The 26,483-nt window shown below is 62.0% G+C and carries 21 protein-coding genes; 13 read left to right on the forward strand and 8 right to left on the reverse strand.

Features of this window, described 5'->3' with window-relative positions; genetic code table 11:
* Nucleotides 1-73: 73 nt before the first annotated feature.
* Entirely contained in the window at nucleotides 74-2,734 is a 2,661-nt protein-coding gene (gene mdeB / locus OPU96_RS01805; RefSeq protein ID WP_498558547.1) for an alpha-ketoglutarate dehydrogenase, read from the reverse strand.
* Between the two features lie 192 nt (nucleotides 2,735-2,926).
* Between mdeB and OPU96_RS01810 the strand changes: the two genes are divergently transcribed.
* The 3 genes from OPU96_RS01810 to OPU96_RS01820 all read left to right on the forward strand — a co-directional run bounded on the left by OPU96_RS01810 (nucleotide 2,927) and on the right by OPU96_RS01820 (nucleotide 5,666).
* The gene (locus OPU96_RS01810) at nucleotides 2,927-3,841 is read left to right on the forward strand and encodes a class I SAM-dependent methyltransferase (protein WP_226457166.1); all 915 of its coding nucleotides are present in this window, start codon (nucleotides 2,927-2,929) and stop codon (nucleotides 3,839-3,841) included.
* Between the two features lie 150 nt (nucleotides 3,842-3,991).
* A complete protein-coding gene (pcsA, locus tag OPU96_RS01815; protein WP_192299583.1) occupies nucleotides 3,992-4,711 on the forward strand; it encodes a phosphatidylcholine synthase in 720 nt (239 codons plus the stop codon).
* A gap of 175 nt (nucleotides 4,712-4,886) precedes the next feature.
* A complete protein-coding gene (locus OPU96_RS01820; protein WP_305392594.1) occupies nucleotides 4,887-5,666 on the forward strand; it encodes a TSUP family transporter in 780 nt (259 codons plus the stop codon).
* On the opposite strand, the gene nudC is transcribed toward OPU96_RS01820, so the two are convergent.
* Both nudC and OPU96_RS01830 read right to left on the reverse strand, forming a co-directional pair.
* The gene (gene nudC / locus OPU96_RS01825) at nucleotides 5,634-6,467 is read right to left on the reverse strand and encodes an NAD(+) diphosphatase (protein WP_498558548.1); all 834 of its coding nucleotides are present in this window, start codon (nucleotides 6,465-6,467) and stop codon (nucleotides 5,634-5,636) included. The genes OPU96_RS01820 and nudC overlap by 33 nt on opposite strands.
* A 5-nt stretch (nucleotides 6,468-6,472) precedes the next feature.
* Nucleotides 6,473-7,285 (reverse strand): crotonase/enoyl-CoA hydratase family protein, encoded by an 813-nt coding sequence (locus OPU96_RS01830; RefSeq protein ID WP_226457096.1) that lies wholly within the window; start codon nucleotides 7,283-7,285, stop codon nucleotides 6,473-6,475.
* Nucleotides 7,286-7,456: 171 nt separating this feature from the next.
* On the opposite strand from OPU96_RS01830, the gene OPU96_RS01835 reads away from it, so the two are divergent.
* From OPU96_RS01835 to OPU96_RS01845, 3 genes are all read left to right on the forward strand, one after another.
* Entirely contained in the window at nucleotides 7,457-8,011 is a 555-nt protein-coding gene (locus tag OPU96_RS01835; protein ID WP_305392593.1) for a UPF0149 family protein, read from the forward strand.
* 91 nt (nucleotides 8,012-8,102) lie between these two features.
* The gene (locus OPU96_RS01840; protein ID WP_498558549.1) at nucleotides 8,103-9,359 is read left to right on the forward strand and encodes a 3-phosphoshikimate 1-carboxyvinyltransferase; all 1,257 of its coding nucleotides are present in this window, start codon (nucleotides 8,103-8,105) and stop codon (nucleotides 9,357-9,359) included.
* Between the two features lie 32 nt (nucleotides 9,360-9,391).
* Complete coding sequence (locus OPU96_RS01845) at nucleotides 9,392-9,781, forward strand: hypothetical protein (RefSeq protein ID WP_192299589.1); 390 nt, start codon at nucleotides 9,392-9,394, stop codon at nucleotides 9,779-9,781.
* Between the two features lies 1 nt (nucleotide 9,782).
* On the opposite strand, the gene OPU96_RS01850 is transcribed toward OPU96_RS01845, so the two are convergent.
* The gene (locus tag OPU96_RS01850; protein ID WP_463983929.1) at nucleotides 9,783-10,382 is read right to left on the reverse strand and encodes an NAD(P)H-dependent oxidoreductase; all 600 of its coding nucleotides are present in this window, start codon (nucleotides 10,380-10,382) and stop codon (nucleotides 9,783-9,785) included.
* 69 nt (nucleotides 10,383-10,451) lie between these two features.
* On the opposite strand from OPU96_RS01850, the gene OPU96_RS01855 reads away from it, so the two are divergent.
* Complete coding sequence (locus OPU96_RS01855) at nucleotides 10,452-11,084, forward strand: TetR/AcrR family transcriptional regulator (protein WP_498558550.1); 633 nt, start codon at nucleotides 10,452-10,454, stop codon at nucleotides 11,082-11,084.
* 148 nt (nucleotides 11,085-11,232) lie between these two features.
* Here the strand turns inward: OPU96_RS01855 and OPU96_RS01860 are convergent, their stop codons facing one another.
* Both OPU96_RS01860 and OPU96_RS01865 read right to left on the reverse strand, forming a co-directional pair.
* Nucleotides 11,233-11,910: a GNAT family N-acetyltransferase gene (locus tag OPU96_RS01860; RefSeq protein ID WP_226457100.1), complete on the reverse strand. Its 678-nt coding sequence runs from the start codon at nucleotides 11,908-11,910 to the stop codon at nucleotides 11,233-11,235.
* A 28-nt stretch (nucleotides 11,911-11,938) separates the two neighbouring features.
* Nucleotides 11,939-12,832: a LysR family transcriptional regulator gene (locus OPU96_RS01865; protein ID WP_498558551.1), complete on the reverse strand. Its 894-nt coding sequence runs from the start codon at nucleotides 12,830-12,832 to the stop codon at nucleotides 11,939-11,941.
* Between the two features lie 113 nt (nucleotides 12,833-12,945).
* Between OPU96_RS01865 and OPU96_RS01870 the strand changes: the two genes are divergently transcribed.
* From OPU96_RS01870 to OPU96_RS01895, 6 genes are all read left to right on the forward strand, one after another.
* Entirely contained in the window at nucleotides 12,946-14,118 is a 1,173-nt protein-coding gene (locus OPU96_RS01870) for an MFS transporter (RefSeq protein ID WP_498558552.1), read from the forward strand.
* Nucleotides 14,119-14,172: 54 nt separating this feature from the next.
* Entirely contained in the window at nucleotides 14,173-14,883 is a 711-nt protein-coding gene (locus OPU96_RS01875) for a FadR/GntR family transcriptional regulator (protein ID WP_192299595.1), read from the forward strand.
* Between the two features lie 103 nt (nucleotides 14,884-14,986).
* Nucleotides 14,987-16,180 carry an L-2-hydroxyglutarate dehydrogenase gene (lhgD, locus tag OPU96_RS01880; RefSeq protein ID WP_226457103.1) on the forward strand — a complete coding sequence of 398 codons (1,194 nt, stop codon included), beginning with the start codon at nucleotides 14,987-14,989 and terminating at the stop codon, nucleotides 16,178-16,180.
* A gap of 58 nt (nucleotides 16,181-16,238) precedes the next feature.
* Entirely contained in the window at nucleotides 16,239-17,564 is a 1,326-nt protein-coding gene (locus tag OPU96_RS01885; protein WP_192299597.1) for an MFS transporter, read from the forward strand.
* Between the two features lie 82 nt (nucleotides 17,565-17,646).
* The gene (locus OPU96_RS01890) at nucleotides 17,647-18,498 is read left to right on the forward strand and encodes a CAP domain-containing protein (RefSeq protein ID WP_226457104.1); all 852 of its coding nucleotides are present in this window, start codon (nucleotides 17,647-17,649) and stop codon (nucleotides 18,496-18,498) included.
* Nucleotides 18,499-18,637: 139 nt separating this feature from the next.
* Nucleotides 18,638-20,824 carry an ATP-binding protein gene (locus OPU96_RS01895; protein ID WP_226457105.1) on the forward strand — a complete coding sequence of 729 codons (2,187 nt, stop codon included), beginning with the start codon at nucleotides 18,638-18,640 and terminating at the stop codon, nucleotides 20,822-20,824.
* A 4-nt stretch (nucleotides 20,825-20,828) separates the two neighbouring features.
* Here OPU96_RS01895 and OPU96_RS01900 read toward each other — a convergent pair whose 3' ends face one another.
* Nucleotides 20,829-21,995 carry a GGDEF domain-containing protein gene (locus OPU96_RS01900; RefSeq protein WP_498558553.1) on the reverse strand — a complete coding sequence of 389 codons (1,167 nt, stop codon included), beginning with the start codon at nucleotides 21,993-21,995 and terminating at the stop codon, nucleotides 20,829-20,831.
* 119 nt (nucleotides 21,996-22,114) lie between these two features.
* Entirely contained in the window at nucleotides 22,115-26,110 is a 3,996-nt protein-coding gene (locus OPU96_RS01905; protein ID WP_498558554.1) for a hypothetical protein, read from the reverse strand.
* Nucleotides 26,111-26,483 lie beyond the last annotated feature (373 nt).

Raw genomic sequence — 26,483 nt, forward strand, 5'->3', positions numbered from 1 at the left:
TCAGTCAGCACATGCATTGCCTGACACAGCGCTTTCGCGAGCAAGCCCGCTCCCACATTTTGATTTGCGCCTGTCAGGAGATCCAGGACGCCGCACGTTCCGTCTGCAAACCGTATTTCTCAATCGCCTGCTGACCCATCTGCGCGTCCAATGCCGTCAACGCCGCCAGCACGATGTGATATCGATCCACCTCAAAAAAGTCGCGCAACGCCGCCCGCGTATCACTGCGCCCAAATCCGTCGGTACCCAGCACGGTGTAGCGACTGTCCAGGTACGAAGCGATCATCTGCGGCACCGCCCGCACATAGTCAGAAACCGCGATGACCGGCGCGCCGTGGGGCAAGCAGGCATTCACATGGCTTACCCGCGCTGTCGCCTGGGGATGCAACCGATTCCAGCGTTCCACCTCCCGCGCATCCCGCGCCAGTTCGCTGTAACTGGTGACGCTAAACACCTCGCTCGTCACTTGCCAATCATCGGCCAATAGCTGCGCCGCCGCCTGGGCTTCGCGCACCAGCGTGCCCGAACCCAGTAACCGCACCTGGGCGCCAACCGTGCCTTCCAGACGGTACATGCCCTTGATGATCGCTGCTTCAACCCCTTGCGGCAGGCTCGGCTGCGGGTAGTTTTCGTTCATCAGCGTCACGTAGTAGAACTCGTCCACCTCGTGCTCCAGCATCTGGCGCATGCCGTGGTCGAGGATCACCGCGAATTCCCCGGCGAACGCCGGATCGTAGGCGCGGCAATTGGGCACGGTGGCCGCCATGAGATGGCTGCTGCCGTCCTGATGCTGCAAGCCTTCACCCCCCAAGGTAGTGCGCCCGGCCGTCGCGCCGAGCAGGAAGCCACGGGCACGCTGGTCGGCGGCGGCCCAGATCAGGTCGCCGACGCGCTGGAAGCCGAACATCGAGTAATAGATGTAGAACGGCAGCATGCGCAGGCCATGCACCGAATAGCTGGTGGCCGCCGCGACCCAGGAGCTGATGGCGCTGGCTTCGCTGATGCCCTCTTCGAGGATCTGCCCGTCGGTGGCTTCGCGGTAGCTGAGGATCGAACCGATGTCTTCCGGCTCATAACGCTGGCCGACGCTGGAGTAGATGCCGATTTGCTTGAACAGGTTGGCCATGCCGAAGGTGCGCGCCTCATCGGCGACAATCGGCACAATGCGCGGCCCCAGGGCCTTGTCCTTGAGCAGGTTGGTCAGCATGCGTACGCAGGCCATGGTGGTGGACATTTCCTTGCCGTCGGCCGCCGTGGCAAACCCGGCGTAGCCCGCCAGCGGCGGCACGCTGAGCGGCGCGGCAAGCGGGCTGCGGCTCGGCACATAACCGCCGAGCGCCTGGCGGCGCTGGTGCAGGTAGCGCATTTCCGGGCTGTCGTCGGCGGGCTTGAAGAAGCTCAGGGATTCGGTCTGCGCATCGCTCAGGGGCAGTTGAAAGCGATTGCGGAAAGCAAGCAACGCGTCGCGATCCAGCTTCTTCTGCTGGTGGGTGGTCATCTTGCCCTGCCCTGCTTCACCCATGCCAAAGCCCTTCTTGGTCTGAGCGAGGATCACCGTGGGCTTGCCTTTGACCCGGCGCGCGGCATGGTAGGCCGCATGGATCTTGACCATGTCATGGCCGCCGCGCTTGAGGCGGTCGATCTGTTCGTCGCTCATGCCTTCCACGAGTTTGGCCAGGGCTTCACTCTGACCGAAGAAGTGCTCGCGATTGAAGGCGCCGTCCTTGGCGGCGAAGGTCTGCAATTGACCGTCGACGGTATGCGCCAAGGTGTTCACCAGCGCGCCGTCGTGGTCCTTGGCCAGCAAGGGGTCCCAATCCGAGCCCCACACCAGCTTGATCACGTTCCACCCGGCGCCGGCGAACAACGCCTCCAGTTCGTCGATGATCCGCCCGTTGCCGCGCACCGGGCCGTCAAGGCGCTGCAGGTTGCAGTTGACCACCCAGGTCAGGTTGTCCAGGCCTTCGCGCGCGGCCAGGGTCAGGGCCGACATGCTTTCCGGTTCGTCCATCTCACCGTCGCCGAACACCCCCCAGACGTGGCGGTCAGTGGTGTCCAGCAGGTTACGGTGTTGCAGGTAACGCATGAAACGCGCCTGGAAAATCGAGCTGATCGGGCCGATCCCCATGGAACCAGTGGGGAACTGCCAGAAGTCAGGCATCAGCCACGGGTGCGGGTAGCTGGACAGGCCACGTGCGCCAGCCTTGGGCCCGCCGATTTCCTGGCGATAATGGGCCAGGTCTTGCTCGCTGAGGCGCCCTTCAAGGAAGGCGCGGGCGTAGATACCGGGCGCGGAATGGGGTTGATAGAACACCAGGTCGCCGCCAAACCCGTCACGGCGGGCGCGAAAGAAATGGTTGAAACCCACTTCGAACAAATCCGCCGCACTGGCATAGCTGGCGATATGCCCGCCCAACTCGCCATACGCCTGGTTGGCGCGGACCACCATGGCCAGGGCGTTCCAGCGGACCAGCGAGGCCAGGCGTTCTTCGGTGGCCAGGTCGCCGGGAAACGCCGGCTGCTGCTCGACGCTGATGCTGTTGACGTAGGGCGTGCCGTGGCGCGGTTTCCAGTCGATGTGCGCAGCGCTGGCGTCCTGGGCCAGTTGGTCGAGGATCTGCCGGGCCCGCGCAGGACCGGCGTTGGCCACCAACGACGCCAGGGCGTCGCGCCACTCGTCCAACTCTTGCTGATCCAGGGCGGTGTGATTGACTGCGCTCGCGAAACCGTTCATGGGCATCTCCAGGCCTTTTTTTCCAGTTTATGTCGACGCCCAAGGATTTTTTGTCTGTTCTCAGGCGTAAAAATCTGAATCTTGAGCATGAATCACTGGTATTGCGATTTTCCCCAGCACGATGTGCTCAACCCCCCCGGAACCTCGCCATTGTGTTTAAAATGCCGCCCGCTCAATGACTGACGTTTAATGATGAACCCAGACGCACTCGCTACCCTGCACGCCCACCTGCTCGACGCCTTGGCGACCCCACCAGACGAAACCCGGCGCCTGTTCCACGGCCGCGGGCGCTGCTGGCCGGGCCTGGAGCAACTGACGGTGGACTGGCTGCAAGGCGTGATACTGGTCGCATTGTTCAAGGAGCCGGAACCGGCCCAGTTGGAAGCCCTGAAACAGTTGCTGCGAACGCAGTTGAGTGCCTACACCGTGGCGCTGCAACACCGCTACCTGCCGCAAAGCACCACCGAATGGCTGGTGGGCAGCCCCATCGACGAGTTGACCATCACCGAAGGCGGCCTGCGTTATTTGATCGACCTGGGTAAAAAGCAGAACAGCGGGCTGTTCCTCGACATGCGCTACGGCCGCAATTGGGTGCGCGAACACGCCAAGGGCCAGCGCATCCTCAACCTGTTTGCCTACACCTGCGGCTTCTCCGTGGCCGCCATCGAAGGCGGCGCCGACCATGTGGTGAACTTGGACATGGCCCGTGGCGCCCTCAGCCGTGGCCGTGACAACCATCGCCTGAACGGTCATGACCTGAGCCAGGTCACGTTCCTGGGCCACGATCTGTTCAAGTCCTGGGCCAAGGTCACCAACAGTGGCCCCTATGACTTGGTGATCATCGATCCGCCGTCGTTCCAGAAAGGCAGTTTCCTGCTGACCAAGGACTACCAACGCGTGCTGCGCCGCCTGCCGGACTTGCTCACAGCCCAGGGTACGGTGCTGGCGTGCATGAACGACCCGGCCTTCGGCGAAGACTTCCTGATCGACGGTGTGACCCGTGAGGCACCGGGGCTGCGATTTGTCGAACGCCTGGAAAACCCGCCGGAATTTCCGGATATTGACGCGCAAAGTGGTCTCAAGGCGCTGGTGTTCCGCCAGGGTTGATGCCGAAACGGCCAGCGCTTGCTACGCTTAACTCTAACGCCGGGGTGGTGAACCTTATCCCCCCCTTCCCGGTCGATACCTGCATTCCCTGGCCAGACTCGACCGCGCTTCGCTGTCGGCTGCCCCGTTTCACCTTTTGGAGAACCGCCCGTGATAACGACCCTGCATGTAGCCAGACTCAAAGCCTGGGGCGCCCACGGCTTTACCGCCACCGGCGTGGTACTGGCTTTTCTGGCCACCCTGGCGCTGCTGGAAAATTCCCCCAAGGCCTGCCTGCTGTGGCTGGGCCTGGCGCTGGTGGTCGATGGCGTCGACGGTTCCCTGGCGCGCAGGGTCAATGTCAGCACGGTGTTGCCGAGCTTTGACGGCTCGGTGCTGGACCTGGTGATCGATTACCTCACCTACGTGTTCATCCCCGCGCTGTTTATCTACCGCTATATCGACCTGCCGGACTTTACCCACCTGTTCACCGTGTCGGTGATCCTGGTGTCGTCGTTGTTCTGCTTCTGCAACGTCAACATGAAGAGCAAGGACAACTACTTCGTCGGCTTCCCCGCCGCCTGGAACGTGGTGGCGCTGTGTGTGTACATCATCCAGCCGGATGCCTGGGTCACCTTGCTCACGGTGATCGGCCTGGCCCTGCTGACCGTGACGCCGATGAAGTTCTTGCACCCGTTCCGCGTGAAGCGGTTCATGCCGATCAATATCGCAGTGACCACCATCTGGTTGCTGTGCAGCTTCTTGATGGTGGTGGATTATCCGAACACCAACCCGTGGACGTTTGGGTTGTGGTCGCTGATGTCGGCGTACTTTCTGGGGATTTGTATCTGGCGCACGGCCTTGGAATGGTTGGATAAACGTCACGGCTGATCGCTGTTAAACATGTGGGAGCGGGCTTGCTCGCGAAGGCGGTAGTTCAGTCAAAAACTTAGTGACTGACACACCGCCTTCGCGAGCAAGCCCGCTCCCACATTTGGTTCTGTGTACATCTGGCAGTAAGATGGCGGCCTTCCGCATAGCGCCTTGCCAACCATAAGCCCTGTCCATGCCCTTCGAACTCAGCGTTGACCTCACCACCCTCGCCATTCTCGCCGCCGTGGCCTTCGTCGCCGGTTTTATCGACGCCATCGCTGGCGGCGGCGGCCTGCTCACTACCCCGGCCCTGCTCACCGCGGGCATGCCACCGCATCTGGTACTGGGCACCAACAAGCTCAGTTCCACCTTCGGCTCGGCTACCGCCAGCTTTACCTTCTACCGCCGTAAGCTGTTTCACCCGCGCCAGTGGGTACACGCCATTGTCGGCACCTTCATCGGCGCACTGACCGGCGCGGTGGTCGCCCACTACCTGCCAGCCGAAACCCTGAACAAGATGCTGCCGGTGATCGTCTTCGGTTGCGGCCTGTACCTGTTGTTCGGCGGCACGCCCAAGGCGCCGCTGGAAGCCGACGCACCGATAAAGAAGAAGTGGCAATCCACCCAGGGTTTCGGCCTGGGCTTCTACGACGGCGTGGCCGGCCCCGGCACCGGCGCGTTCTGGACCGTCAGCACCCTGCTGATGTACCCCGTCGACCTGGTGAAGGCCAGCGGCGTGGCACGCAGCATGAACTTCGTCAGCAACGCGGCGGCACTCTCGGTGTTTATCTTCAACGGCACGGTGGACTGGATCGTCGGCCTGACCATGGGCATCTGCGTGATGTTCGGCGCATTCTTTGGCGCTCGCAGCGCGATCAGCGGCGGCGCCAAATTCATTCGCCCGGTGTTTATCACCGTGGTCCTGGGCCTGACCGTGCGCCTAGCCTGGCAGCACTGGTTCAGCGTGGCCTAAGCGCCGCGCCAGGTAGAGGTCGATCAGGTAGCGCGCAATCGAACGTGACGCCGGCAACGGCGGCAGGTTATGGATATTGAACCATTGCGCATCTTCGATCTCGTCGGCTTGGGGCACGATGTCGCCACCGGCGTATTCGGCATGAAAGCCCAGCATCATCGAATGGGGGAACGGCCAGCACTGGCTGCCCATGTACTGGATGTTCTTGACCTCCACCTGCACTTCCTCGCGCACCTCGCGGATCAGGCAGTCTTCGGCCGACTCACCCGGCTCGGCAAAGCCCGCCAGGGTGCTGTAGACACCACTGACGAAGCGCGGCGAACGCGCCAGCAGGATCTCGTCACCACGGGTCACCAGCACGATCATGCTCGGCGAAATCCTTGGGTAGCTGCGCAGGTCGCAAGCCTGGCAGAACATCGCCCGCTCCCGTGGCACCTGGACCATGGCCTGGCCGCAACTCCCACAAAACCGATGTTCCCGCGCCCAGGTGCCGATCTGCGCGGCGTAGCCCAGCACTTTGTACAGCCTGTGATCACCTTGCAGCATAAAGCCGCGCAGGCCCTGCCAGCTGCACCCCGGCACGTCGACGGGGGCGTTGAGTTCCAGCAGGTACACCGGCTCGCCGTCGAGGTGGCCGATGCCGTGTTCGGCAAACACCGACACATCCTGGCGCTTGAGCCATTCCCGGGGGAACAGCGGGCCATTGCTGTCATGCAAAAAGCCCTCGCGGCTGCGGGCGACGGCCCAGCCGCCAGGGGTGTCGTTGTCCAGCAGTGTGGTGGTAATCCAGCCTGGGGTCATGTCAGTCAATCCACGAATTCGGGTTTCTGCTTGCTCATATGGGCCGCGATGGCCACGCGCAGGTCGTTGGATTGCAACATAGCCGCGTTCCAGGTGGCAACGTATTCCAAGCCATCATTGACTGTATGGTCACGCATGTAGCTGATCATGGCTTTGGTGCCGGTCACCGCAATCGGCGACTTAGCGGCGATTTCACGGGCGATCTCCATCACACCGGCCAGCAGGCTTTCCTGATCGGCGTAAACGCGGTTGACCAGGCCGATGCTGCGCGCCTCTTCGGCGCCGAACTGGCGCCCGGTGTAGGCCAGCTCACGCAACATGCCGTCGCCGATAATGCGCGGCAAGCGTTGCAGGGTGCCGACGTCGGCGGCCATGCCGATGTCGATTTCCTTGATCGAGAATTGCGCGCCCTCGGCGGCGTAGCGCATGTCGCAGGCGCTGATCAGGTCGATGGCGCCGCCGATGCAGTAACCCTGGATCGCCGCCAGCACGGGTTTGCGGCAGTTGTCGACGGCGTTGAACGAGGCTTGCAGTTCGAGGATCTTGCGCCGCAGCAGACGCGCATTGCGGCCCACGTCCTTACCAAATTCGTTGGCCACCGAGGCCAGCATCATCAAGTCGATCCCTGAGGAGAAATGCTTGCCGGCACCGCTCAGTACCACGGCGCGTACCGCGTCGGTGTCTTCGATCCACTGGAAGATGTCGATGATCTCGGTCCAGAACACCGCGTTCATCGCGTTGATCTTTTCCGGGCGGTTGATCTGCACATGGGCAACATTACCGCTGAGTTCGACAACGAAAGCTTGATATTCGGACATGGCAGTGATCCCTGACTGGCGAGTGATAAGGGCCGAACTATAACAAGGGTGCACAACGGCGCATCGGCCAAAAGCGGGACTGGAAAACGCTGGATAAAACCCCGCACACACGCCATCCTTCGCGTTTTAAGCCGCCCCGTCCGCGGCGCTCGACGTTTGAAGGATATGCCCATGCACGCCCAACCCCTCTCCCCGGCCGAATTCGACTTTATCGAAGACACCCTGCAAAAGTACGGCGACGACCATTCGGTGCTAAACCTCGCCGAACTGGACGGTTACTTCACGGCACTGGTGTCGAGCCCGACCCAGGTGGACGTGGCCGAGTGGTTCCCGGCGATCTGGGGCGGCCAGAATCCCGCGTGGGACAACATGGACGAGGCACAACGCTTCCTTGAACTGTGCGTACGCCACATCAACACCCTGGCCGGGCAGCTGGCGACCGATGCGACGGGCTTCAAGGCCCGCTTTGACGACACCGAACACCAAGGGCAAACGGTGACCCTCGCCGAGGAATGGTGCTTTGGTTATATCCGTGGCGCAGCCATCGGCAACTGGCCCGCGCTGCCAGCACCACAGGCCGCCGAACTGGAAAAAATCTCCTGGTGCGCCGAACAGGACAATTTCGAACTGCCGGCCGACCTGGATGTGGCAGCGCACCAGCAACGCGTCAGCCAGATCGAACCGGCGGCGCGGGCGCTGCACGATTACTGGCTCAGCCAGCGCTAAGCCTCGACAAGCACTGCGGGTTTGGCCGATTATTCGGGTCCGCCCGTCGGCCACTCCGTACCACCTTGCCTTGCATCAGGAGCCTTGTACCTTGAGTTCGCAGAAAACCGTGACCGTTACACCGCCCAATTTCCCCCTCAATGGCAAGGTCGCGCCCCCCGGCTCCAAATCCATTACCAACCGCGCCCTGTTGCTGGCGGCCCTGGCCAAGGGCACCAGCCGCCTGAGCGGCGCGCTGAAGAGCGATGACACCCGCCATATGTCGGTGGCCCTGCGCCAGATGGGCGTGAGCATCGACGAGCCGGACGACACCACCTTTGTCGTCACCAGCTCCGGCAAGCTGCAACTGCCGACGCAACCGCTGTTCCTCGGCAATGCCGGCACCGCGATGCGCTTTCTGAGCGCCGCCGTCGCCACCGTGGAAGGCACCGTGGTGCTGACCGGCGACGACTACATGCAAAAACGCCCGATCGGCCCGCTGCTGGCGACCCTGCGCGCAAACGGCATCGCGGTCGACAGCCCGACCGGCTGCCCGCCAGTGACCGTGCACGGCGTGGGCAAGGTGCAGGCCAAGCGCTTCGAGATCGACGGCGGCCTGTCCAGCCAGTACGTCTCGGCCCTGCTGATGCTCGCCGCCTGCGGCGACGCCCCGATTGAAGTGGCGTTGACCGGCAAGGACATCGGTGCCCGTGGCTACGTCGACCTGACCCTCGACTGCATGCGGGCCTTCGGCGCCCGGATCGAAGAAGTCAACGACACCACCTGGCGCGTGGCTGCGACCGGCTACAGCGCCCACGATTACCTGATCGAACCGGACGCGTCCGCCGCCACCTACCTGTGGGCCGCCGAAGTGCTGACTGGCGGGCGCATCGACATCGGCGTCGCCGCCCAGGACTTCACCCAACCGGACGCCAAGGCCCAGGCCGTGATCGCCCAGTTCCCAGACATGCAGGCCACGGTGGTCGGCTCGCAGATGCAGGACGCGATCCCGACCCTCGCGGTACTCGCAGCGTTCAACAACACCCCGGTGCGCTTCACCGAGCTGGCCAACCTGCGCGTCAAGGAATGTGACCGCGTGCAGGCCCTGCATGACGGCCTCAATGAGATCCGCCCGGGCCTGGCGACCATCGAAGGCGACGACCTGCTCGTAGCCAGCGATCCGGCACTGGCCGGTACCTCGTGCGATGCGTTGATCGACACCCACGCCGACCACCGCATCGCCATGTGTTTTGCCCTGGCCGGGTTGAAAGTCGCGGGCATCCGCATTCAGGACCCCGACTGCGTGGCCAAGACCTATCCTGACTACTGGAAGGCCCTGGGCAGTCTTGGGGTCCAGCTCAGCGACTGAGCCGGCAGCGTCGGAATGGGGAGGCCAAGCACATGAATATTCGCCAACCCTGCCCACCCGGCGCTTGCGACTGCGACCGCGAACAACTGCTGCAAAGCCCTGGCGCCGATGTGCGCATCCTCAACCTCACGCGCCAGGAAGAGAAGAAACTGGTCGAGCGCCTTGAAGACCTCAAGAGCCTGCAAGACCTGGAGCGCATGCAGCAGCTGATGTACCAGCAATTGGGCATCCGCGTGCAGGTCGCGCCGGGGCACACCGAAGTCAGGAGCATGCGCGGGATTCAGATCGAGATCGACGCCTTGCCGGGCCTGTGCCGCAAGACCCGGCAAGCGATTCCGGCAGCGATTCGCCGGGGCCTGGAGAAGCGCCCGGAGATTGCCTACCGCCTGCTCGACGCCCACGACCTGTTTCGCGAAGGTTGAATCAACCCGCCACGGTTTCCCCTTGGAACAGCCGCTGCCCGATCGCCCGGGCGGTGTTCAGGTGCGCCTGCGCGGTGCCGCTTTCCGACTCCAGCATCAGTTCAGAGGTCAGCACCTTCGCCCCGCAGTAATCAAAAATCCCATGGTCGATCTGCGTGCGCATGGCCTTGGCGTAACCGTGGCGCTCAAATGCGCTTTCATCCGCCGCACCGACGGCCAGCAAGTGCACGTGCAAGTGCCGCAGCTTTTTCACCACTGGTTTATCCGGACCGTAATCAATCGCCCAGCCGTTGACGAACACGCGGTCGATCCAGCCTTTGAGCAAGCCCGGCAGCGACCACCAGTAGATCGGAAACGCCAGTATCAGCGCATCGGCACGGTCGATACGCGCCTGTTCGGCCAGCACATCGGCAGGCGGCTCGGCGCGGCTGCGATGCACGCGCTGGTCGGCGGCGCCGTAACGTGGGTCGAAACCCTCGGCGGCGAGGTCGGCGATCTCATGGGTGTGACCGGCGGCGGTCAGCCCCGCTGCGGCTTGCACAGCGATGCTATGGGTGAGGGATTGTGGGTCGTGATGGGCAACAACGATCAGAGCGTGCATGACATTGACTCCATTTCGGTTTAGGCTGGGCTTAAGTTACCTTTGGTAAGTTGCTTTTGGTATATAAGCATGTCAAGCCATGAATCCCCTGCCCCACGTCGCCGTCTGTCGCGCGAAGATCGCCTGCGCCAGCTGTTGGATGTGGCCTGGCAACTGGTGCGCGATGAAGGTACCGACGCCCTGACCCTGGGCCGCCTCGCGGAACTCGCGGGGGTGACCAAGCCGGTGGTCTACGACCACTTTGTCACCCGCGCCGGGTTGCTCGCCGCGCTGTATGAAGACTTTGATGGGCGCCAGAATCAGCTGTTTGCCGAGGCTATCGAGGCGAGCAACGCGACACTGGAGGACCGCGCGTGGGTGATTGCCTCGTCCTACGTCGATTGCGTGTTATTGCAGGGCCGCGAAATTCCAGGGGTGATCGCCGCGCTGAGCAGTTCACCCGAGCTGGAAAGCCTCAAGCGCCAGTACGAGGCGATTTTTCTGGATAAATGCCGCGACGCGCTGTCGCCGTTTGCGCCCGGTGGGTGTGTGTCCCAGGCCGGATTGCGCGCCATGCTGGGGGCGGCGGAAGCGCTGTCCCAGGCGGCGGCCAGTGCTGAAATCAGCCGGGAAGAGGCGCAGCAGGAGCTGTTGGCGACGATCATCGCGATGGTGAATCGGCGATCTGTATCGCCAGTGCCGCCGCTTTCGAAGCCTCGCTGAAGCTCGACATCTCCCACAGGGGATTGGCAGTGCCTGGACGATCTGCAGCCGAACACTCACTCTCCATCAACCGCGATCAAATGTGGGAGCGGGCTTGCCCGCGAAAGCGTTGGCTCGGGCAACACATCTCACACGGCGGCGCGCTATTTCAGCCCCGCCCCCGCAAAAACACCTGCACCTTGCGCGCCAGTTGATCAAGGTGACGGTCGCGCTGCTTCTCGGCATCGACCATCGCGCGCTTGCCGTGTTTTTGCAGCAGGTAGGTGTGAATCTGCCGCACCTCAAGCGAGCTGTAGATAGGCGCCACTTCCACCACGCCCATCAGCCCGTCGGTCGCGTAATCGCGGGTATTCATCAGCACCTGGGTGTCGCGTGCGCCGCGCACCTGGAAGCCCATGGCTTCGAAGGCCGGCACCTTTTCCACCGCGCAGGCCAGCTCGGCGTGGGGATAGCGCGCAAGCACCTCGCCCACCATGCCGCGCGCCACGCCCTGGCGTCGGCAACCCTGCCGCACAGCCATGAACGCAATGCCGCACGCCTCGGGGTCGTCCTTGACCGGCAAATACAACACAAAGCCGATCACCTTTTCCGGGTCCTGGGCATCGGTGGCCACGACCAGTTCAACCGCAATCCCCTTCGCACCGTTCAAGGCTTCCAGGTACAGGTGCACCTCAAAGCCGATGGCGTACTGGTAGATGTTGTAGAGCAAGTTGCTCGGTGGCAGTGCCACGCTGCTGATGTCGGTGAGGTTGTCCACCACCAGTTGCAGGATCTGGCCATTGATGGACTCCGGGCACGGCGTGGTGTAGCGGGTAAGGCTGAACATGCAAATTCCTGGGGTTGGGGTGCGGCGATTATACCTGTTGCTGTCCGCACACCTCACGCAAACATCCACGCAACCAGCGATGGGCCAGGTCGGCGTCCAGGCGCGGGTGCCAGAGCATGGCCACGGTAAACGTCGGCAGGCTCAATGGCAGCGCAAAGCTGTGCAAGCCTTGGCGTTGGTGCAGGGTGTAGCGCTCGGGCACGCTGGCGATCAGATCGGTGCTGCGGGCCAGGGCGATGGCGGTGGCGAAACCGGCAACGATGGTGCTGATCTGCCGGGCCAGGCCCAGACCTTCGAGGGCAACGTCGATCTGCCCACGGTCCTGTCCGCGACGGGAGACGTAAACATGTTGGCCTTCGGCGTAACGCTGCACGCTGACGTCGCCCTGGCTCAGTGGATGCCCACTGCGCACCACGCCAATCAAACGGTCGCGGAACAACGCCTGGGTCAGCACTTCCGGGCTGCCGGCGGGGTCGACCACGCCAGTTTCCAGGTCGACGCTGCCTTCGCGCAGCAACGCACTGTCCTTGTCGGTCTTGTTGACGAAACGCAGGCGCACGCCGGGAGCCTCGCGGGCAATCCGTGCGAGCAGCGCCGGGCCGACGTTTTCGACGAACTCCTCGCTGGTGCGCAAGGTAAAGGTGCGCTCGACAGAGGCCAAGTCCAGGCTTTGCAAGGGCCGCAGTACGGCATGGGCGTCCTGCACCAGTTGGCTGACCTGTTCGCGCAACTGCAGCGCACGCGGCGTCGGCACCAGGCCACGCCCGGCGCGCACCAGCAACGGGTCGCCGGTGGTTTCCCGCAGGCGCGCCAATGCACGGCTCATGGCGGAGGGGCTCAGGCGCAGGCGCTTGGCTGCACCGGCAACGCTGCCTTCAGCGAGCAACACGTCCAGGGTGATCAACAGATTCAGATCGGGCATCGGCGCTCCTTATCAGGCGTTACACGCAGGTATTCAGTGCAATCCATGCGTCTTCCGCCATGTTAGGCGACGCCGTAGATTTGTAACAGTTGCGATCACTCAAGGAATTCCGGATGCAGACCTCTTCACGCGGCGCGCTGTTCAGCCTGTCACTGTCCATGTTGCTGGCCTCCCTTGGCACCAGCATCGCCAATGTCGGCCTGCCCAGCCTGGCGCTGGCGTTCGAGGCGTCGTTCCAGGCAGTGCAGTGGGTGGTCATCGCGTATCTGCTGGCGATCACGGCGGTGATTGTCAGTGCCGGGCGCTTGGGGGATCGACTTGGGCGCGGGCGGCTGTTGCTGGCTGGCTTGCTGGTGTTCGCGGCGGCCTGCGGGCTTTGCGGCATGGCGCCCACCCTGCCCTGGCTGATCGCCGCGCGGGTGCTGCAAGGCTTGGGCGCCGCGGTCATGATGGCGATGACCCTGGGTATGGTCGGTGACACCGTCTGCAAGGAACGCACCGGCCGGGTGATGGGTTTGCTCGGCACGCTCTCGGCCGTCGGCACCGCCATGGGCCCCAGCCTCGGCGGTGTGTTGTTGAGCCTGTGGAACTGGCGCGCGCTGTTTGTGCTTGGCGTGCCATTGGGCCTGTTGGCGGCCGCGCTCGCCTGGCGGTATCTACCGATGAAGGAAGGGGTACGTCCAGGCGGGCCATTCTGGTCGGCACTCGGAACCCCCGGCCTGCGTTCGGGCCTGGCGCGGAGCACGCTGGTATCGGCGGTGATGATGGCGACGTTTGTGGTCGGTCCGTTCTACTTGTCCCGTGGCCTGGGGCTCGCGCCGGGCTGGATGGGCCTGGTGATGGCGGTCGGGCCGTGTGTCGCCGCCGTCACCGGCGTACCGGCGGGCCACCTCACCGACCGTTTCGGCAGCCCGCCCATGACCCTCGCCGGGCTCGGCATCATGGCCGTGGGGGCGCTGTCACTCGCGCTGGCCGCCGGGCTGCCGGCCTACTTGGGCGCGCTGGTCTTGCTAACGACGGGTTACAGCCTGTTCCAGGCCGCCAATAACACCGCAGTGATGCGCGATGTGGACGGCGCGCGCCGGGGCACGGTATCGGGGCTGCTGAACCTGTCGCGCAATATCGGCTTGATTGTCGGCGCCTCGGGCCTGGGTGCGGTGTTCGCCTGGGCCACGCCGGATGTGATCCGCGCCACCCCGCAGGCCGTAGCTTTTGGCCTGCACAGCACCTTTGGCGTGGCGGTGGGCCTGATCCTGCTGGCGGCAGGAATACGACACAAATATTGACAAGGTAAAATCGTAACGACTATTGTCTGACAACCTGATTACCAAGGTTGTCCCATGCTTGAGCTCCAGCGCCCCGACTCGCTTGTCGTGCGGGTTGTCAGCGCGATTCGCGCAGAAATCGATTCCGGCCAATTGCCGCCGGAATCGCGCATGCCTACCGAACAGCAACTGGCCGAACAACTCAACGTCAGCCGCTCGGTGGTGCGCGAAGCCATCGCCCAGCTCAAGGCCGACGGCATCATCACCGCCCGCCGGGGCCTGGGCTCGTTTATCTCGCAGACGCCTGCCGGCACGGTGTTCCGGTTCCCGCAGCCCAATGGCCGCAGCCCGGACCTGGCGCAGATGTTCGAAGTGCGCCTGTGGATCGAAACCCAAGCCGCCTCGATTGCCGCAAAGCGCCGTGACGAGGCCGACCTGCACCGCATGAAAAGTGCCTTGCAAGCCATGCAGGACAACCGCGATAACTTCGAAGCCGCCGCCATCGCCGACGTGGAATTCCACCGCGCCATCGCCGACGCCAGCAAAAACGAATACTTCGTCGCCTTCCACGACTTTCTCAGGAGCCAATTGGCCAGCGCGCGCAAAACCGCCTGGGAAAACTCCGCATCACGCTTCGCCACCGGCTCTGCCGACGCCACCCAGGAGCACCAGCAGCTCTTTCAGGCGATTGCCGATGGCGACGCCCAACGCGCCGCCGCCAGCGCTGAAGCCCACCTGCGCGCAGCGGCACGGCGTCTGAGCCTGGAGCTGCCCGAGACAAACTGATCCTTTAAGTAGCGTGTCCTGGACACGCCATTTTTTTAACAAAAACATTAGTCTGACAACCTGATAAGCAGACCGAAATGTGCAACTTTAGGTAGCCCACCCCATGATTCACGACTATTGCATTATCGGCGGCGGCATCGTCGGCCTGGCCACGGCGATGGAACTGCTCAAGCGCCAGCCCGGTGCCTCGCTGGTGATCCTGGAAAAAGAGCCCGTGCTGGCCAAACACCAGACCGGCCACAACAGCGGCGTGATCCACGCCGGCATCTACTACGCGCCGGGCAGCCTCAAGGCGGACCTGTGCAAGCGCGGCGCCGAGCAGACCAAACAGTTCTGCACTGAACACGGGATCAAGTTCGAGGTATGCGGCAAATTACTGGTGGCCTCCAGCCCCCTGGAAATGCAGCGCATGGAAGCCTTGTACGCACGCTCCCAGCTCAATGGCATGAAGGTCGAGCGCCTCGACGCCGACCAGTTGCGCCAGCGTGAACCGAACATCGTCGGCCTCGGCGGGCTGTTCCTCGACGCCACCGGCATCGTCGACTATCGCCAGGTCTGCGACACCATGGCCCGGGTGATCCGCAGCAACGGCGGCGAGATCTGCCTGGAGCGTACCGTCACCGCGATCCATGAAGACACCGACAAAGTCACCGTCAACACCCGTGGCGAAAGCTGGCAGGCCCGCCGCCTGGTGGTGTGCGCGGGCTTGCAGTCGGACCGCCTGGCGACGCTGGCCGGCATACCGATCGACCACCAGATCATCCCGTTTCGCGGTGAGTACTTCCGCCTGCCAGCGACGAAAAACAACATCGTCAACCACCTGATCTACCCGATTCCCGACCCGGAGCTGCCGTTTCTCGGCGTACACCTCACGCGCATGATCGACGGCAGCGTCACCGTCGGCCCAAATGCCGTGCTTGGCCTGGGCCGCGAGAACTACCGCAAGTTCTCGGTGAACTGGCGCGACGTGGCGCAGTACGCCAGCTTCCCCGGCTTCTGGAAAACCATCTGGCAAAACCTCGGCTCCGGCACTACCGAGATGAAGAACTCGCTGTTCAAGTCCGGCTACCTGGAGCAGTGCCGCAAGTACTGCCCATCGCTGACCCTCGACGACCTGCTGCCCTACGAGGCGGGTATCCGCGCCCAGGCGGTGATGCGCGACGGCAGCCTGGTACACGACTTCCTGTTCGCCCAGACCCCACGAATGCTCCACGTGTGCAACGCGCCCTCACCCGCCGCGACGTCCGCCATGCCCATCGGCGCGATGATCGCCGACCGCCTGTTCAAGCCCGAGTAACACCCCGTACCACGCGTCCATTTGACAATAACTACAAAGACCCAGAAGGAAGTACAGCATGACGGTAACTGCCCCGATTCCCGGCACCGAAACCCCCGAGCAAACCCGCAAGCGCCTGCGCAAGGTGGCCGCCGCGACCATCTTCGGTTCGATGCTGGAGTGGTACGACTTTTACCTGTACGCCACCATGGCGGCCATCGTGTTCTCGAAGATCTTCTTTGATAACAGCGACCCCAAGACCGCCACACTGATGGCCTTTTCCACCTTTGCCATCGGTTTTATCGCGCGCCCCTTCGGCGGGATTCTGTTCGGCTACCTCGGTGACAAGTTCGGCCGCAAGCAAGTGCTGGTGCTGACCTTCTGCCTGATGGGGGTGTGCACCACCCTGATCGGGCTGATCCCCAGCTACGCCTCCATCGGCATCTGGGCGCCGATCCTGCTGGTGTTTATCCGCATCATCCAGGGCCTGGGCGCCGGTGCCGAGCTGTCGGGCGCGGCGGTGACGTCCTACGAGCACGCCTCCCAAGGCAAACGCGGCAGCCAGGGCGCCTGGCCGGCACTGGGCCTCAACCTGGGCCTGTTGCTGTCGTCGCTGACCGTGTACCTGCTGACCATCAACGGCAACGAGTTCCTGCTGGCCGGTGGCTGGCGCATCCCGTTCGTGTGCAGCATCGTGCTGGTAGGCGTCGGCCTGTGGGTGCGCAACAGCATTCCGGAAACCCCGCAGTTCAACCAACTGAGCAAAGAAGCGACCAAGGCCAAGGCCTCGCCACTCAAGGCGCTGTTCAAGAATGACCTCAAGGGCCTGGCCGTGGTGTTTTTCGTGGCGATTGGCTACAACGCCCTGAGCTACATCTTCAAGACCTTCTCCCTGGCCTACCTGACCCAGTTCAAAGGGGTGGATGTGCACGTCACCTCGCTGTCGGTGACCATCGCCAGCCTGATCGCGATTGTCGCCGTACCCTGCTTTGGCTGGCTGTGCGACAAGTGGAGCAGCAAGACCGTGTTGATGCTCGGCGGGCTGTGCTCGCTGCTGTTCGCCTACCCGTTCCTGGCCCTGCTCAACACCGGCGAAAGCCTGATGATCTACATCGCCATCGGCGTTGGCACCGGCATTCTTGCACCCATGATGTTTGCCCCGCAGGGTTCGTTCCTGAGCCGCCAGTTCCCGACCCAGACCCGCTCCTCGGGCTTTGGCACCGGGCGCGAAATCGGTACCGCCATCGCCGGCGGGCTGGCACCACTGGGCGCGTTGTCGATGGTGGCGGCATCAGCCACCCACTCCACCGATGGCGTGGTGATCATCCTGGCGATTTCCGCGCTGCTGGTGGTGGTATTCGCCCTGTGTGACCAGGGGCGCAAGCACTCCACATTCAAGAACTGAAGGAAAAAGTTCAGACCAACGGGTGCATGGACGCACCCACATCGCGCATCATGGGCACTTTACAAGCTCAAGGGTAATGTCCATGCGCGTTCTGTCATTGATGATGGGTCTCACGACGCTGGCCGCCAGTTCGGTGTTCTGCGCCAGCGCGATGGCGAATGAAGAAAGTCAGTTGATACAACAGATCAACGTCTACCGCAGCCAGCTCCAGCGCTGCGGTGACCAGGGTTCCCAGGAACTGCCACCGCTGACCAGCGATACGCGGCTGGTGTTGCCGGCCAGCAACGTCGGCGACCTGCAACAGGCCCTGGCGCGGGCGGCGTATCCGATGGTCAACGTGCAGGCCATCAGCCTGTCCGGTCCCAAGGATGCAACGTCGGCGATGAAGGCCGTGCGCGAAAGCTTCTGCCGCGTGGTGCTGGACCCGCAATTTGTCGACATCGGCGTAAGCAACAGCGGCCAGGACTGGCGCATCGTGCTCGCCCGCCCGCTGCTGTCCAGCGGCCTTGGCGACTGGCAGACCGAAGGCAAGCAACTGCTCAACCTGATCAACACCGCCCGATCCCAGGCCCGCCAATGCGGCACCCAAGCGTTTACCGCCACCACGCCGCTGAGCTGGAACGACGACCTGGCCGGCGCTGCCAACAGCCACACGCGCAACATGGCCAACGGCAACTTCTTCGACCACCTCGACCATGACGGCCGAACGCCGGGCGATCGTGCCGAGTTGGCGGGGTACATTGCAAAGAACATCGGTGAAAACATCGCCGCCGGTCTCGACACCCCGCGCAAAGTGGTAGACGGCTGGCTCGCCAGCCCCGGGCATTGCGCCAACCTGATGAACCCGCAATTTCGCGAACTGGGCGCGGCGTACGCCATGGACCCGAAGAGTGATGCAGGCATCTATTGGACGGGGTTATTCGGCAGCCAATAGGGGCAATCATTTGGACCGAGCATCAAATTGCCATCACGTGGATAATAGCGCTGAACTGCCAACGGCGATTCCGGTCTGTAGCTTGTTGGCCTGACCCTCCAGGCCACTAAAAGGTTGCGGCAAACAAGGTGTTCTCCCAATGATGAATTGGCTGCAAAGCAGCAGCGACATGGCCGAGCAGGTGCGCGTGTATGACTGGGCCAGTACGCCGCTGGGCCCGCTTGAGCTATGGCCGGACGTACTCAAGACCACCGTCGCACTGTGCTTTGCCTCAAGCTTCCCCCAAGCCATCGTGTGGGGGCCGTCGCTGACCATGCTCTATAACGATGCGTTTATCCCGATCCTGGGTGACAAGCCCTACGCCCTGGGTCGCCCATTCAGTGAAGTATGGAGCGAAGTCTGGCGTGATATCAGCCCCATCGCCCAGGCGGCCTTTGAAGGGCATGCGACCTACATTGAAAACTACCCGCTGGTGATCGAACGCGGCGCCGGGCCCGAGCAGGCGTATTTCACCTTTTGCTACAGCCCGATCCGTGACCCTCGCGGCGCCGTGGTCGGCATGCTTGACACCGTCACCGAAACCACCGCGACCGTGTTTCTCACCCGTCGCCTGGCCATGCTCGATGCCATCGGCAACGCCGTGGCCAATGCCACCGATGCCGAAGCCATCATGACCAGCACCACGCGCTTGCTGGCGCAGCACCTGCAAGTCACCAATTGCGCGTATGCCGACATGGACGCTGACGAGGATGGCTTCACCATTCGCGGCAATTGGGCGGCTCCAGGCTCGCCGAGCATCGTCGGGCGCTACAGCCTGGCGTCGTTCGGCGAACTGGCGGTACGCCGCCTGCGGGCCGGTGAACCGTTGGTGATCCGCGACAACCGGGTCGAATTCCCGCCAGAGGAGTCGGCCAGCTACCAAGCCCTGGGGGCTACCGCGACGGTATGTTTCCCACTGATCAAGGAAGGCCGGCTGACAGCACTGATGGCCGCGCACCACAAATCCCCGCGCACCTGGTCGCCCTACGATCTGGCGCTGGTGGGCGAAGTCACCGAGCGCTCGTGGGCGCATATCGAGCGCGTACGCGCCGATGCGGCCGTACGCGAGGGGCTGGCGGCATTTTCAGAACTCAATGCCACGCTCGAGCAACGGGTCGCCGAGCGCACCCTCGCCCTGACCCAGGCCGAAGCCGCACTGCACCAATCGCAAAAACTCGAAGCCATCGGCCAATTGACCGGCGGCGTGGCCCACGACTTCAACAACTTGCTGACCATCATTCGCTCCTCGGTGGACTTCCTGCGCCAACCGGGGCTGTCCGAAGAGCGCCGCCAGCGCTACATGGCGGCAGTGTCGGACACCGTCGAGCGCGCCAGCAAGCTCACCAGCCAACTGCTCGCCTTCGCCAGGCGCCAACCGCTGAACCCGCAGGTGTTCGACGCGTGCCAGCGGGTGGCAAACATCGGTGAGATGCTCGAAAGTCTCACGGGTGCGCGCATCCACGTGCAGGTGGAACTGCCCGCACAGCCGTGCCATGTGCGCGTCGACTCCAGCCAATTCGAAACCGCGCTGATCAACATGGCCCTCAACGCCCGCGACGCCATGGACGGCCAAGGCACCCTGACCCTGCGCGTGTCGACTGTCAGCGCGCTACCGCGCATTCGTGGCGATGCCGGGTTGCATCAGCCGTTCGTGACGGTTTCACTGAGCGACACCGGCGCCGGCATTGGCTCGGACGTCTTCGAACGTATCTTCGAGCCGTTCTTCACCACCAAGGCCGTCGGCAAAGGCACCGGGTTGGGCCTGTCGCAAGTGTTCGGCTTCGCCAAACAATCGGGCGGCAACGTCGATGTGACCAGCACCCAGGGCCAGGGCACGCGCTTTACCCTGTACTTGCCCGCCGTGGCCGCAGAGGCGGACTCGCCTGCCCCGTCACCCCACGAACAGGCCCCGGTCACCGACACGAGGCAGCGCCATATCCTGATCGTGGAGGACAACCTGGAAGTCGGCCGTTTCGCCAACCAGATCCTGCAAGACCTGGGCTACCAGACCACCTGGGCCACCCATGCCGAACAGGCACTCACCTTGGCAGGCCCGAATGCGATGGCGTTCGACGGGGTGTTCTCGGATGTGGTGATGCCCGGCATGACTGGCGTGGTAATGGCCAAAGTTCTGCGCCAACGGCGGCCGGACCTGCCGGTGGTGCTCACCTCCGGCTACAGTGAAGAGCTGGCCGACAGCGGCTACGAAGGCTTTGAGTTCCTCGCCAAGCCCTATTCCGCCGACCAGGTGGCACGGGTCCTGGCCAAGGCCATGCAGCGCGACTGACGCCCTACTCCGCCACTGCGACTCGGTTGCGACCCTCGGCCTTGGCGCGGTACAGCGCCTTGTCGGCCGTGTTCATCAGGCTGTGCAAGTCCTGGTCAAGGTTGCGGCTCGAGGCCACGCCCAGGCTGGCGGTCAAGCCATGCACCGGCTCGGCGGCCAGCCCGGAGATGGACTTGACCAGCTGTTCGGCGATGTCACGCGCGGTGTCCAATGAAGTGTTGGGCAGCAATACGCCAAACTCTTCGCCGCCCAACCGACCGTACACATCCGACTGGCGAAATGACGCGCTGATCACCCCGCCGATCTGGCGCAACACCTCGTCACCGGCCTGATGGCCGTAGGTGTCGTTGATGTCCTTGAAGTGGTCCATGTCCATCATCAGCGCACACAAGGGTTGCCGGTTGCGCCGGCATTGCGCGTACAGCAACTGGGCGTGCTCAAAGAAGGCGCGGCGGTTCATCAGGCCCGTGAGCTCATCGGTCTGTGCGGCGCGGGCGGAAATATTGTGGGCACGCTCCATCTGCCGGGTCAGGCGAAAGGCTTTTTCCAGGGCGTCCGAGAGTTTGCGCGTGGCGCTGACCACAAAGGTCGAAAACACCAACACCGCCGCCGCCACCCCGACTTGCATCGGTGACGGCTGGAACAGCAGCCACAAGGTACACGGCAACAACACTAGGGACATGGACATCAAGGTCATGTAGCGATATGCCGAGTAACACGACACCGCACTGACCGACATGCCCACGGTAAACAGCATCACCAGCACCTGGGACACGCGGTCATCGGTGGGCATCACTGCAAACGCGCCCAACCCCCAGATTCCGGCGGACAGCATCAGTGTCAGCCAGTAGCGCCGTTCCCAGCGATCCGGCGTGCGTTCGGCACGGGGACAGCGAAACCAGCCCATGAACAAGTGGATACGCAGCAGCGAGGACGCACTCAGCGCGACCAGCCAGATCAGGATGACCTGATGATCGAACCGATCCCAGCACAGCCAGCACAGCATGATCGCGGCGAAGAAACTGCCGAAAATCGCGGCAAATGACTGGCGAAACAGCTGGTGCAAACGATCGGTTCGCACCTGCTCTTCGATAAAGCAATCCTGGTCCTGCTCACGCTCAAGGCCATTCATGAAATCCGCCTGCTTCGACTGCCACGACAAAGGCGTCATTGTGGCACCCTGCCACCAATCTGAACAACTGAATCCAGCCAGACAGAGCCGTTGTTTGGCCCTAGACGCATGAGACATTCATCGGCGCCAAATCATTGGTTGTGATTGTCGGCCCGCCGTCAAAAAACCTGGGCCTCGCCGTTAACGGTTGCATTTATCCAACGCGGCTCCATGGGGTCACTCCACACCGAGCTAGGCGGTAGCTGGCCATCGCTGATCAGGATTCGCCGGCCTTCCTGGCTCCACTCCTGCATGCGCGCCTTGAATCGGGCGGGATAGTCCGAGGCCTTGCAGGTAATGCCTGCCCACGGATCAACAACCCAGGCATCGGCCCATTCCGGCCCGGTAAAGCCCTTGCTCCTGGAATAGCCTGGCGGGCCGCCGACAATGCCGAAAGTGTGCCCTTTGACTTGCGCGATACGCGCACTGCCACCACTGGCGTTGATGGTATCAACGGCAACCTTGGCCATCTGGTCGCAGTTCCCGGCCCCGGTCTTCAACACGATTTCGGAATAATTTGGCGCATTTGTGCGCGTGTAAAGCCAACCTACCGTCTCGGCGGCAGAGTCTGCACGAATCTTCTCACCGGGTTGTCCCGGCACTTGTTGATTGGCGGACCTGATACCCGTGGCCTGGAACTGATCGTCAACGGCCTTACTCCCCCCTTCAGCATAGAGCTGGTTTTGATCCGCTGGCTGCCGTTGGGAAAAATCTGCCGGCTTCTTGATGGGTTCGAGTCGAACCGGTTTTGCCGCCACCACCACCTTTCCTGGGTTGGGTCCAGACGCGTAAACGCTCATCAGTACTTCGCGCTGCTTCTCGGGAGTAAGACCTTTCAATACCTTGGCAAGGTGTTCGATATCCGCGTTGGACAGGGTATTCTCAGCCACAATTTTCTTGACCAGGGTTTCCATGGTAGGCAGGACAATCAACTGATTGTTTGGACTTTTCTGCGCAGCATAACCATGAAAGTCCCTGTATTGATCATGGGTTTCAATAAAATGCCGGCTGACGGGGTCACTGCTATTCAAGCGGTAAAAGTCGAGCTTGCCTGTTGGGTTGAGCTCGGCGTAGTAATGAACGCCGATATCGCCCTCGACCACCACATATTGCTGCCCGTTGTGGTCGATTTTTTGGCCTCTGACGACTCGTTGATCATTGCTCAAGTCGCTGATCGCATCCACTTTCACCACCACCGTGTCGTTGTTGAGCGAGCGCGATACACCGAAATCATCAAAACCGAAATCTGGCTCGTTGATCACCGTGCCCGACGTTTGTGGCTTGTAGGTCACAGGCTGCGTAGTCACAACCGGCAACAACTCTTGCTTACCCGCTTCATTGACTCGGTATAAACGATGCTCGTGCACCACTGTGCGCGGCCCGTTAGCCTGCGCAGGGCCAGGAATCAGCCGACGGTGGTCAAGGGCTTGGGCGTCCTGGAAGATGGGGGTTCCACCCGGTTCGATCTCCTTGGTGTAACAGAGGTCATTGAGGTCACGCTTGGACCTGCGCCCCCCGCCGCCACACGTCGTTGCGAACCCCTCCAACGGGCCGCCATGATCGGGGCCACCCAGTTTAGTCAGGCTGTCCGGTTTGCCAGGGTCATACCGAAAGACATCATCACCCACGACCACATCGGTGTGATTCTTCCTATTCAGCATCCGTACCTCATCACTGGAGATGCCCTCGGGCACTCGTACGCTTCCACCTTCTGGTAGGTTTCTGGAGGTCAAGGGTATTTTCGGGGTAACGTCATAACTCCCTTTTCCAGGCAGTTGTTTGAAGGGCGATGACCGCCGGAACTGCGCAATGCCTGCCTGGATATTGTCGATGTCCCCTTTCAGGAACTTCAGGCCTTTCCCTCCCTTGATGTTGAAGCCCGCCATTACCGGTTCAAGCGGGTTCAGGTTCTGTACCACAGAAACACCAAATTGCTTTATCAAGGGCAAGAATTTTGGCAGCAGCGCGCGCATGCTGAGCTTGCCAGCATTGGCCATCACTCGCACCGAGCCGGCGGCCAGCTTGCCGGCCGGCCCTGCGAACGTAAACAGACCGTCGACGATAAGACTGATAATGCCATCTTTGGTACGGCCCTTGACGAGGTCCTCGATCCCGCTCCAGAAAGGAATAAAGAACTGGGCCACGCCTTTTATACGCTCCCAGAAACTCTCGTCATTTTTCTTCGCTGAGCTCTCCCTGTTAGGGTCCGCGGTGGCCCACTCCCGCAGTTGGTCTTCATCGACATAAAACAATTTATCGGAAATGGACTTGGCAATGGCTGCCGAGCGTTCTGATTCCAGGGTGTTTGGCACTGCAGCCTTACCGACGCGGTCAGTGGCGGGAAAATGATCGAGCTGTTGCGGGACAACTATCGAAAAGCTCTTGGGCCGCGGGCCTTTGCCAGCCTTGTATTCGCCCCACTGCTTCTTGAACGCCTCCTTGCCGGTGTGGCTATTGCGCACAACCAGCTCTTCGGACGGTACGCCATCATTGGTGTGTTCGATGGAAATAAAGTCTTTGTCATAACTTTTTTCAGCCGGATCGTAGGCCTCCAGGACCGGCTTCAAGTCGTCGCGTCGCCGGGCTATGCCCTTGACCGGGTTGATTTCATAGTAGCTTGTTTGCCCCTCGTGTTCTGCCTTGAGAATGAACCCCGGGCGGGTCTTGGCGGCCTTTTTCTGCTCTTCTGTCTCCTTGTTTGTATCGGGCTTGACCCGCAGTGCATAGACCGTGGTTGCACCCTGTTCAATCGCGACCCGGTCCTGGGTCGGCAACTGCGATAACAGGTTGCGCAGTACTTTGTCATAACCCGACTTGGCATTAGCCAAATACCCATCAAACGCAGACTTGAAACGATCTTCGTCATAAACAGGGTACTGATAGAGGGCATCGGAGGGCTTGATCTTCTCGCCATTGAGGTGCCGGTACAACGCAAAAAACGGGCTTATCAACGACAAGAGTTCGGTCCGAGAGGTGCCCTTTTCCATTTTCTCAAAGTAGTTCTTACGCATTGGCACATCGACTGCAAGTTGCGCCGTCGCCTCTACGATACCGCTGACATGCCCATCAAAAGCTGACACTGCCTTGGCGATCTCTGCCTGCGAATACTCATCTTTTTGTTCAATCACGCCCTGCAAAGCCGCCCATTCCAGCATCGCCGGAATACGGGTCGCCGCGATAAGCGACCACTGCTGGCTTGTCGTCGCCTGTTCGCTGAGCTTGCCGGGCAGGTCCACCAACTCCTGAAAGCTCATGCTTCGCGACGAACCGGGTTCAATCGCCTCCGCCAGCGCCACACCATGCTTGAAATTGACCCACACAGCGGTTCCTTGATAGCGCATCTCCGTCGGGATATCGCGCACGGCAAAGTCTGCCGGGAACTGCGGGCGGAAAAGATAGGCGGCCAGGTTCGCGTCGGTGGAAGATATTTTATTTGCGTCGACCAGGTGTTGCCTGAACTGCGTATCGATTTCTGCGTAGCCCTTGTTGCCATGCTCGCTGGACGCCAGGTGAAACCCTGCAACATGCCCGGGTTTACGCGACTGCACAGGGTCAAGGCTCAAGGTGATGGCCTTGATCAACAACTGAACTTTCACTTGCGGGGAAGTCAGCTGCGTCAAAGGAAAGTCACTGCCGCCAAGCTTTTTCAGTAGCGCTTGAACCAGCGCTTCAGCCTTAGGTGATTTTGCGATCAGCTCCAATAGGGTAGCCGGCGAGCGCTGGGCTTTTTCGAGTGCGGACTCCGAGATGCCCTCGGTCAAATAACTCAACAAAGGCTTTTTGTGCTTGTGTTGCAGCTCACCCACTAGTGCGGATATTGAATCGTCGTTGCTGTCCTGCAACAACGCATCAGCTTTGCTTGACTCATTCCCTATGCCCAGGACAATTTCGCTGCGGGTATTTTCCAGCGCATCAATCGCCGCTTGTACTTGCGTTTGCGTGCTGGGGTTGGCCGGAACAATGCCGTAGTACTTGAGCATATTGTCAAGCCGGTTGGTGCCCGGCTGAGTCGAGCCGTTTTGCGGAATAAGCGGTGAATTCTTGTTGAGGAACAAGCTTTTCTTCTGGGCATTTGGGGGGGCTGGCTGAGCCTGAAGCTCGCGTAAAGCGCTCAACATTTCATCCAGGTCAAGCAGCTTTCCCTGTACCTGCGTAGCTGGCGAGTCGGGTGCGCGTACGGGGGCCTTCACGAGCGCAGGAGCTGACTTGACGACGGGGGCGGTTGCGAGAGTGGAGATTGGCGCCCTGAGCGCTGTCACAGGAGCGTGCACGTTGTTGGTTGAGAATGGCGTCATGGCAGAAGTTTCATTTCCGGGAGTGTTATACACAGACCGAGCGAAGAAACGAGATGTGTTGGAAGACCTACGCTCAATCGCTGACGTCCATGTGTGGACACCCCGTAGGAAATTGTTCCGACGCAATACATGACAACTTGCGTCCAGCTCCTACGGACGTGTCGCCACCGCACGCCCGCAGGTTTTTAGAAAC

Source organism: Pseudomonas sp. RP-B7 (assembly GCF_059803535.1).

Bases quoted from the DNA above. Each gene is read 5' to 3' on its own strand.
- mdeB (WP_498558547.1), bottom strand. From the start codon at position 2,734: ATGAACGGTTTCGCGAGCGCAGTCAATCACACCGCCCTGGATCAGCAA.
- OPU96_RS01810 (WP_226457166.1), top strand. From the start codon at position 2,927: ATGAACCCAGACGCACTCGCTACCCTGCACGCCCACCTGCTCGACGCC.
- OPU96_RS01820 (WP_305392594.1), top strand. From the start codon at position 4,887: ATGCCCTTCGAACTCAGCGTTGACCTCACCACCCTCGCCATTCTCGCC.
- nudC (WP_498558548.1), bottom strand. From the start codon at position 6,467: ATGACCCCAGGCTGGATTACCACCACACTGCTGGACAACGACACCCCT.
- OPU96_RS01830 (WP_226457096.1), bottom strand. From the start codon at position 7,285: ATGTCCGAATATCAAGCTTTCGTTGTCGAACTCAGCGGTAATGTTGCC.
- OPU96_RS01835 (WP_305392593.1), top strand. From the start codon at position 7,457: ATGCACGCCCAACCCCTCTCCCCGGCCGAATTCGACTTTATCGAAGAC.
- OPU96_RS01845 (WP_192299589.1), top strand. From the start codon at position 9,392: ATGAATATTCGCCAACCCTGCCCACCCGGCGCTTGCGACTGCGACCGC.
- OPU96_RS01850 (WP_463983929.1), bottom strand. From the start codon at position 10,382: ATGCACGCTCTGATCGTTGTTGCCCATCACGACCCACAATCCCTCACC.
- OPU96_RS01855 (WP_498558550.1), top strand. From the start codon at position 10,452: ATGTCAAGCCATGAATCCCCTGCCCCACGTCGCCGTCTGTCGCGCGAA.
- OPU96_RS01860 (WP_226457100.1), bottom strand. From the start codon at position 11,910: ATGTTCAGCCTTACCCGCTACACCACGCCGTGCCCGGAGTCCATCAAT.
- OPU96_RS01865 (WP_498558551.1), bottom strand. From the start codon at position 12,832: ATGCCCGATCTGAATCTGTTGATCACCCTGGACGTGTTGCTCGCTGAA.
- OPU96_RS01870 (WP_498558552.1), top strand. From the start codon at position 12,946: ATGCAGACCTCTTCACGCGGCGCGCTGTTCAGCCTGTCACTGTCCATG.
- OPU96_RS01875 (WP_192299595.1), top strand. From the start codon at position 14,173: ATGCTTGAGCTCCAGCGCCCCGACTCGCTTGTCGTGCGGGTTGTCAGC.
- lhgD (WP_226457103.1), top strand. From the start codon at position 14,987: ATGATTCACGACTATTGCATTATCGGCGGCGGCATCGTCGGCCTGGCC.
- OPU96_RS01885 (WP_192299597.1), top strand. From the start codon at position 16,239: ATGACGGTAACTGCCCCGATTCCCGGCACCGAAACCCCCGAGCAAACC.
- OPU96_RS01890 (WP_226457104.1), top strand. From the start codon at position 17,647: ATGCGCGTTCTGTCATTGATGATGGGTCTCACGACGCTGGCCGCCAGT.
- OPU96_RS01895 (WP_226457105.1), top strand. From the start codon at position 18,638: ATGATGAATTGGCTGCAAAGCAGCAGCGACATGGCCGAGCAGGTGCGC.
- OPU96_RS01900 (WP_498558553.1), bottom strand. From the start codon at position 21,995: ATGACGCCTTTGTCGTGGCAGTCGAAGCAGGCGGATTTCATGAATGGC.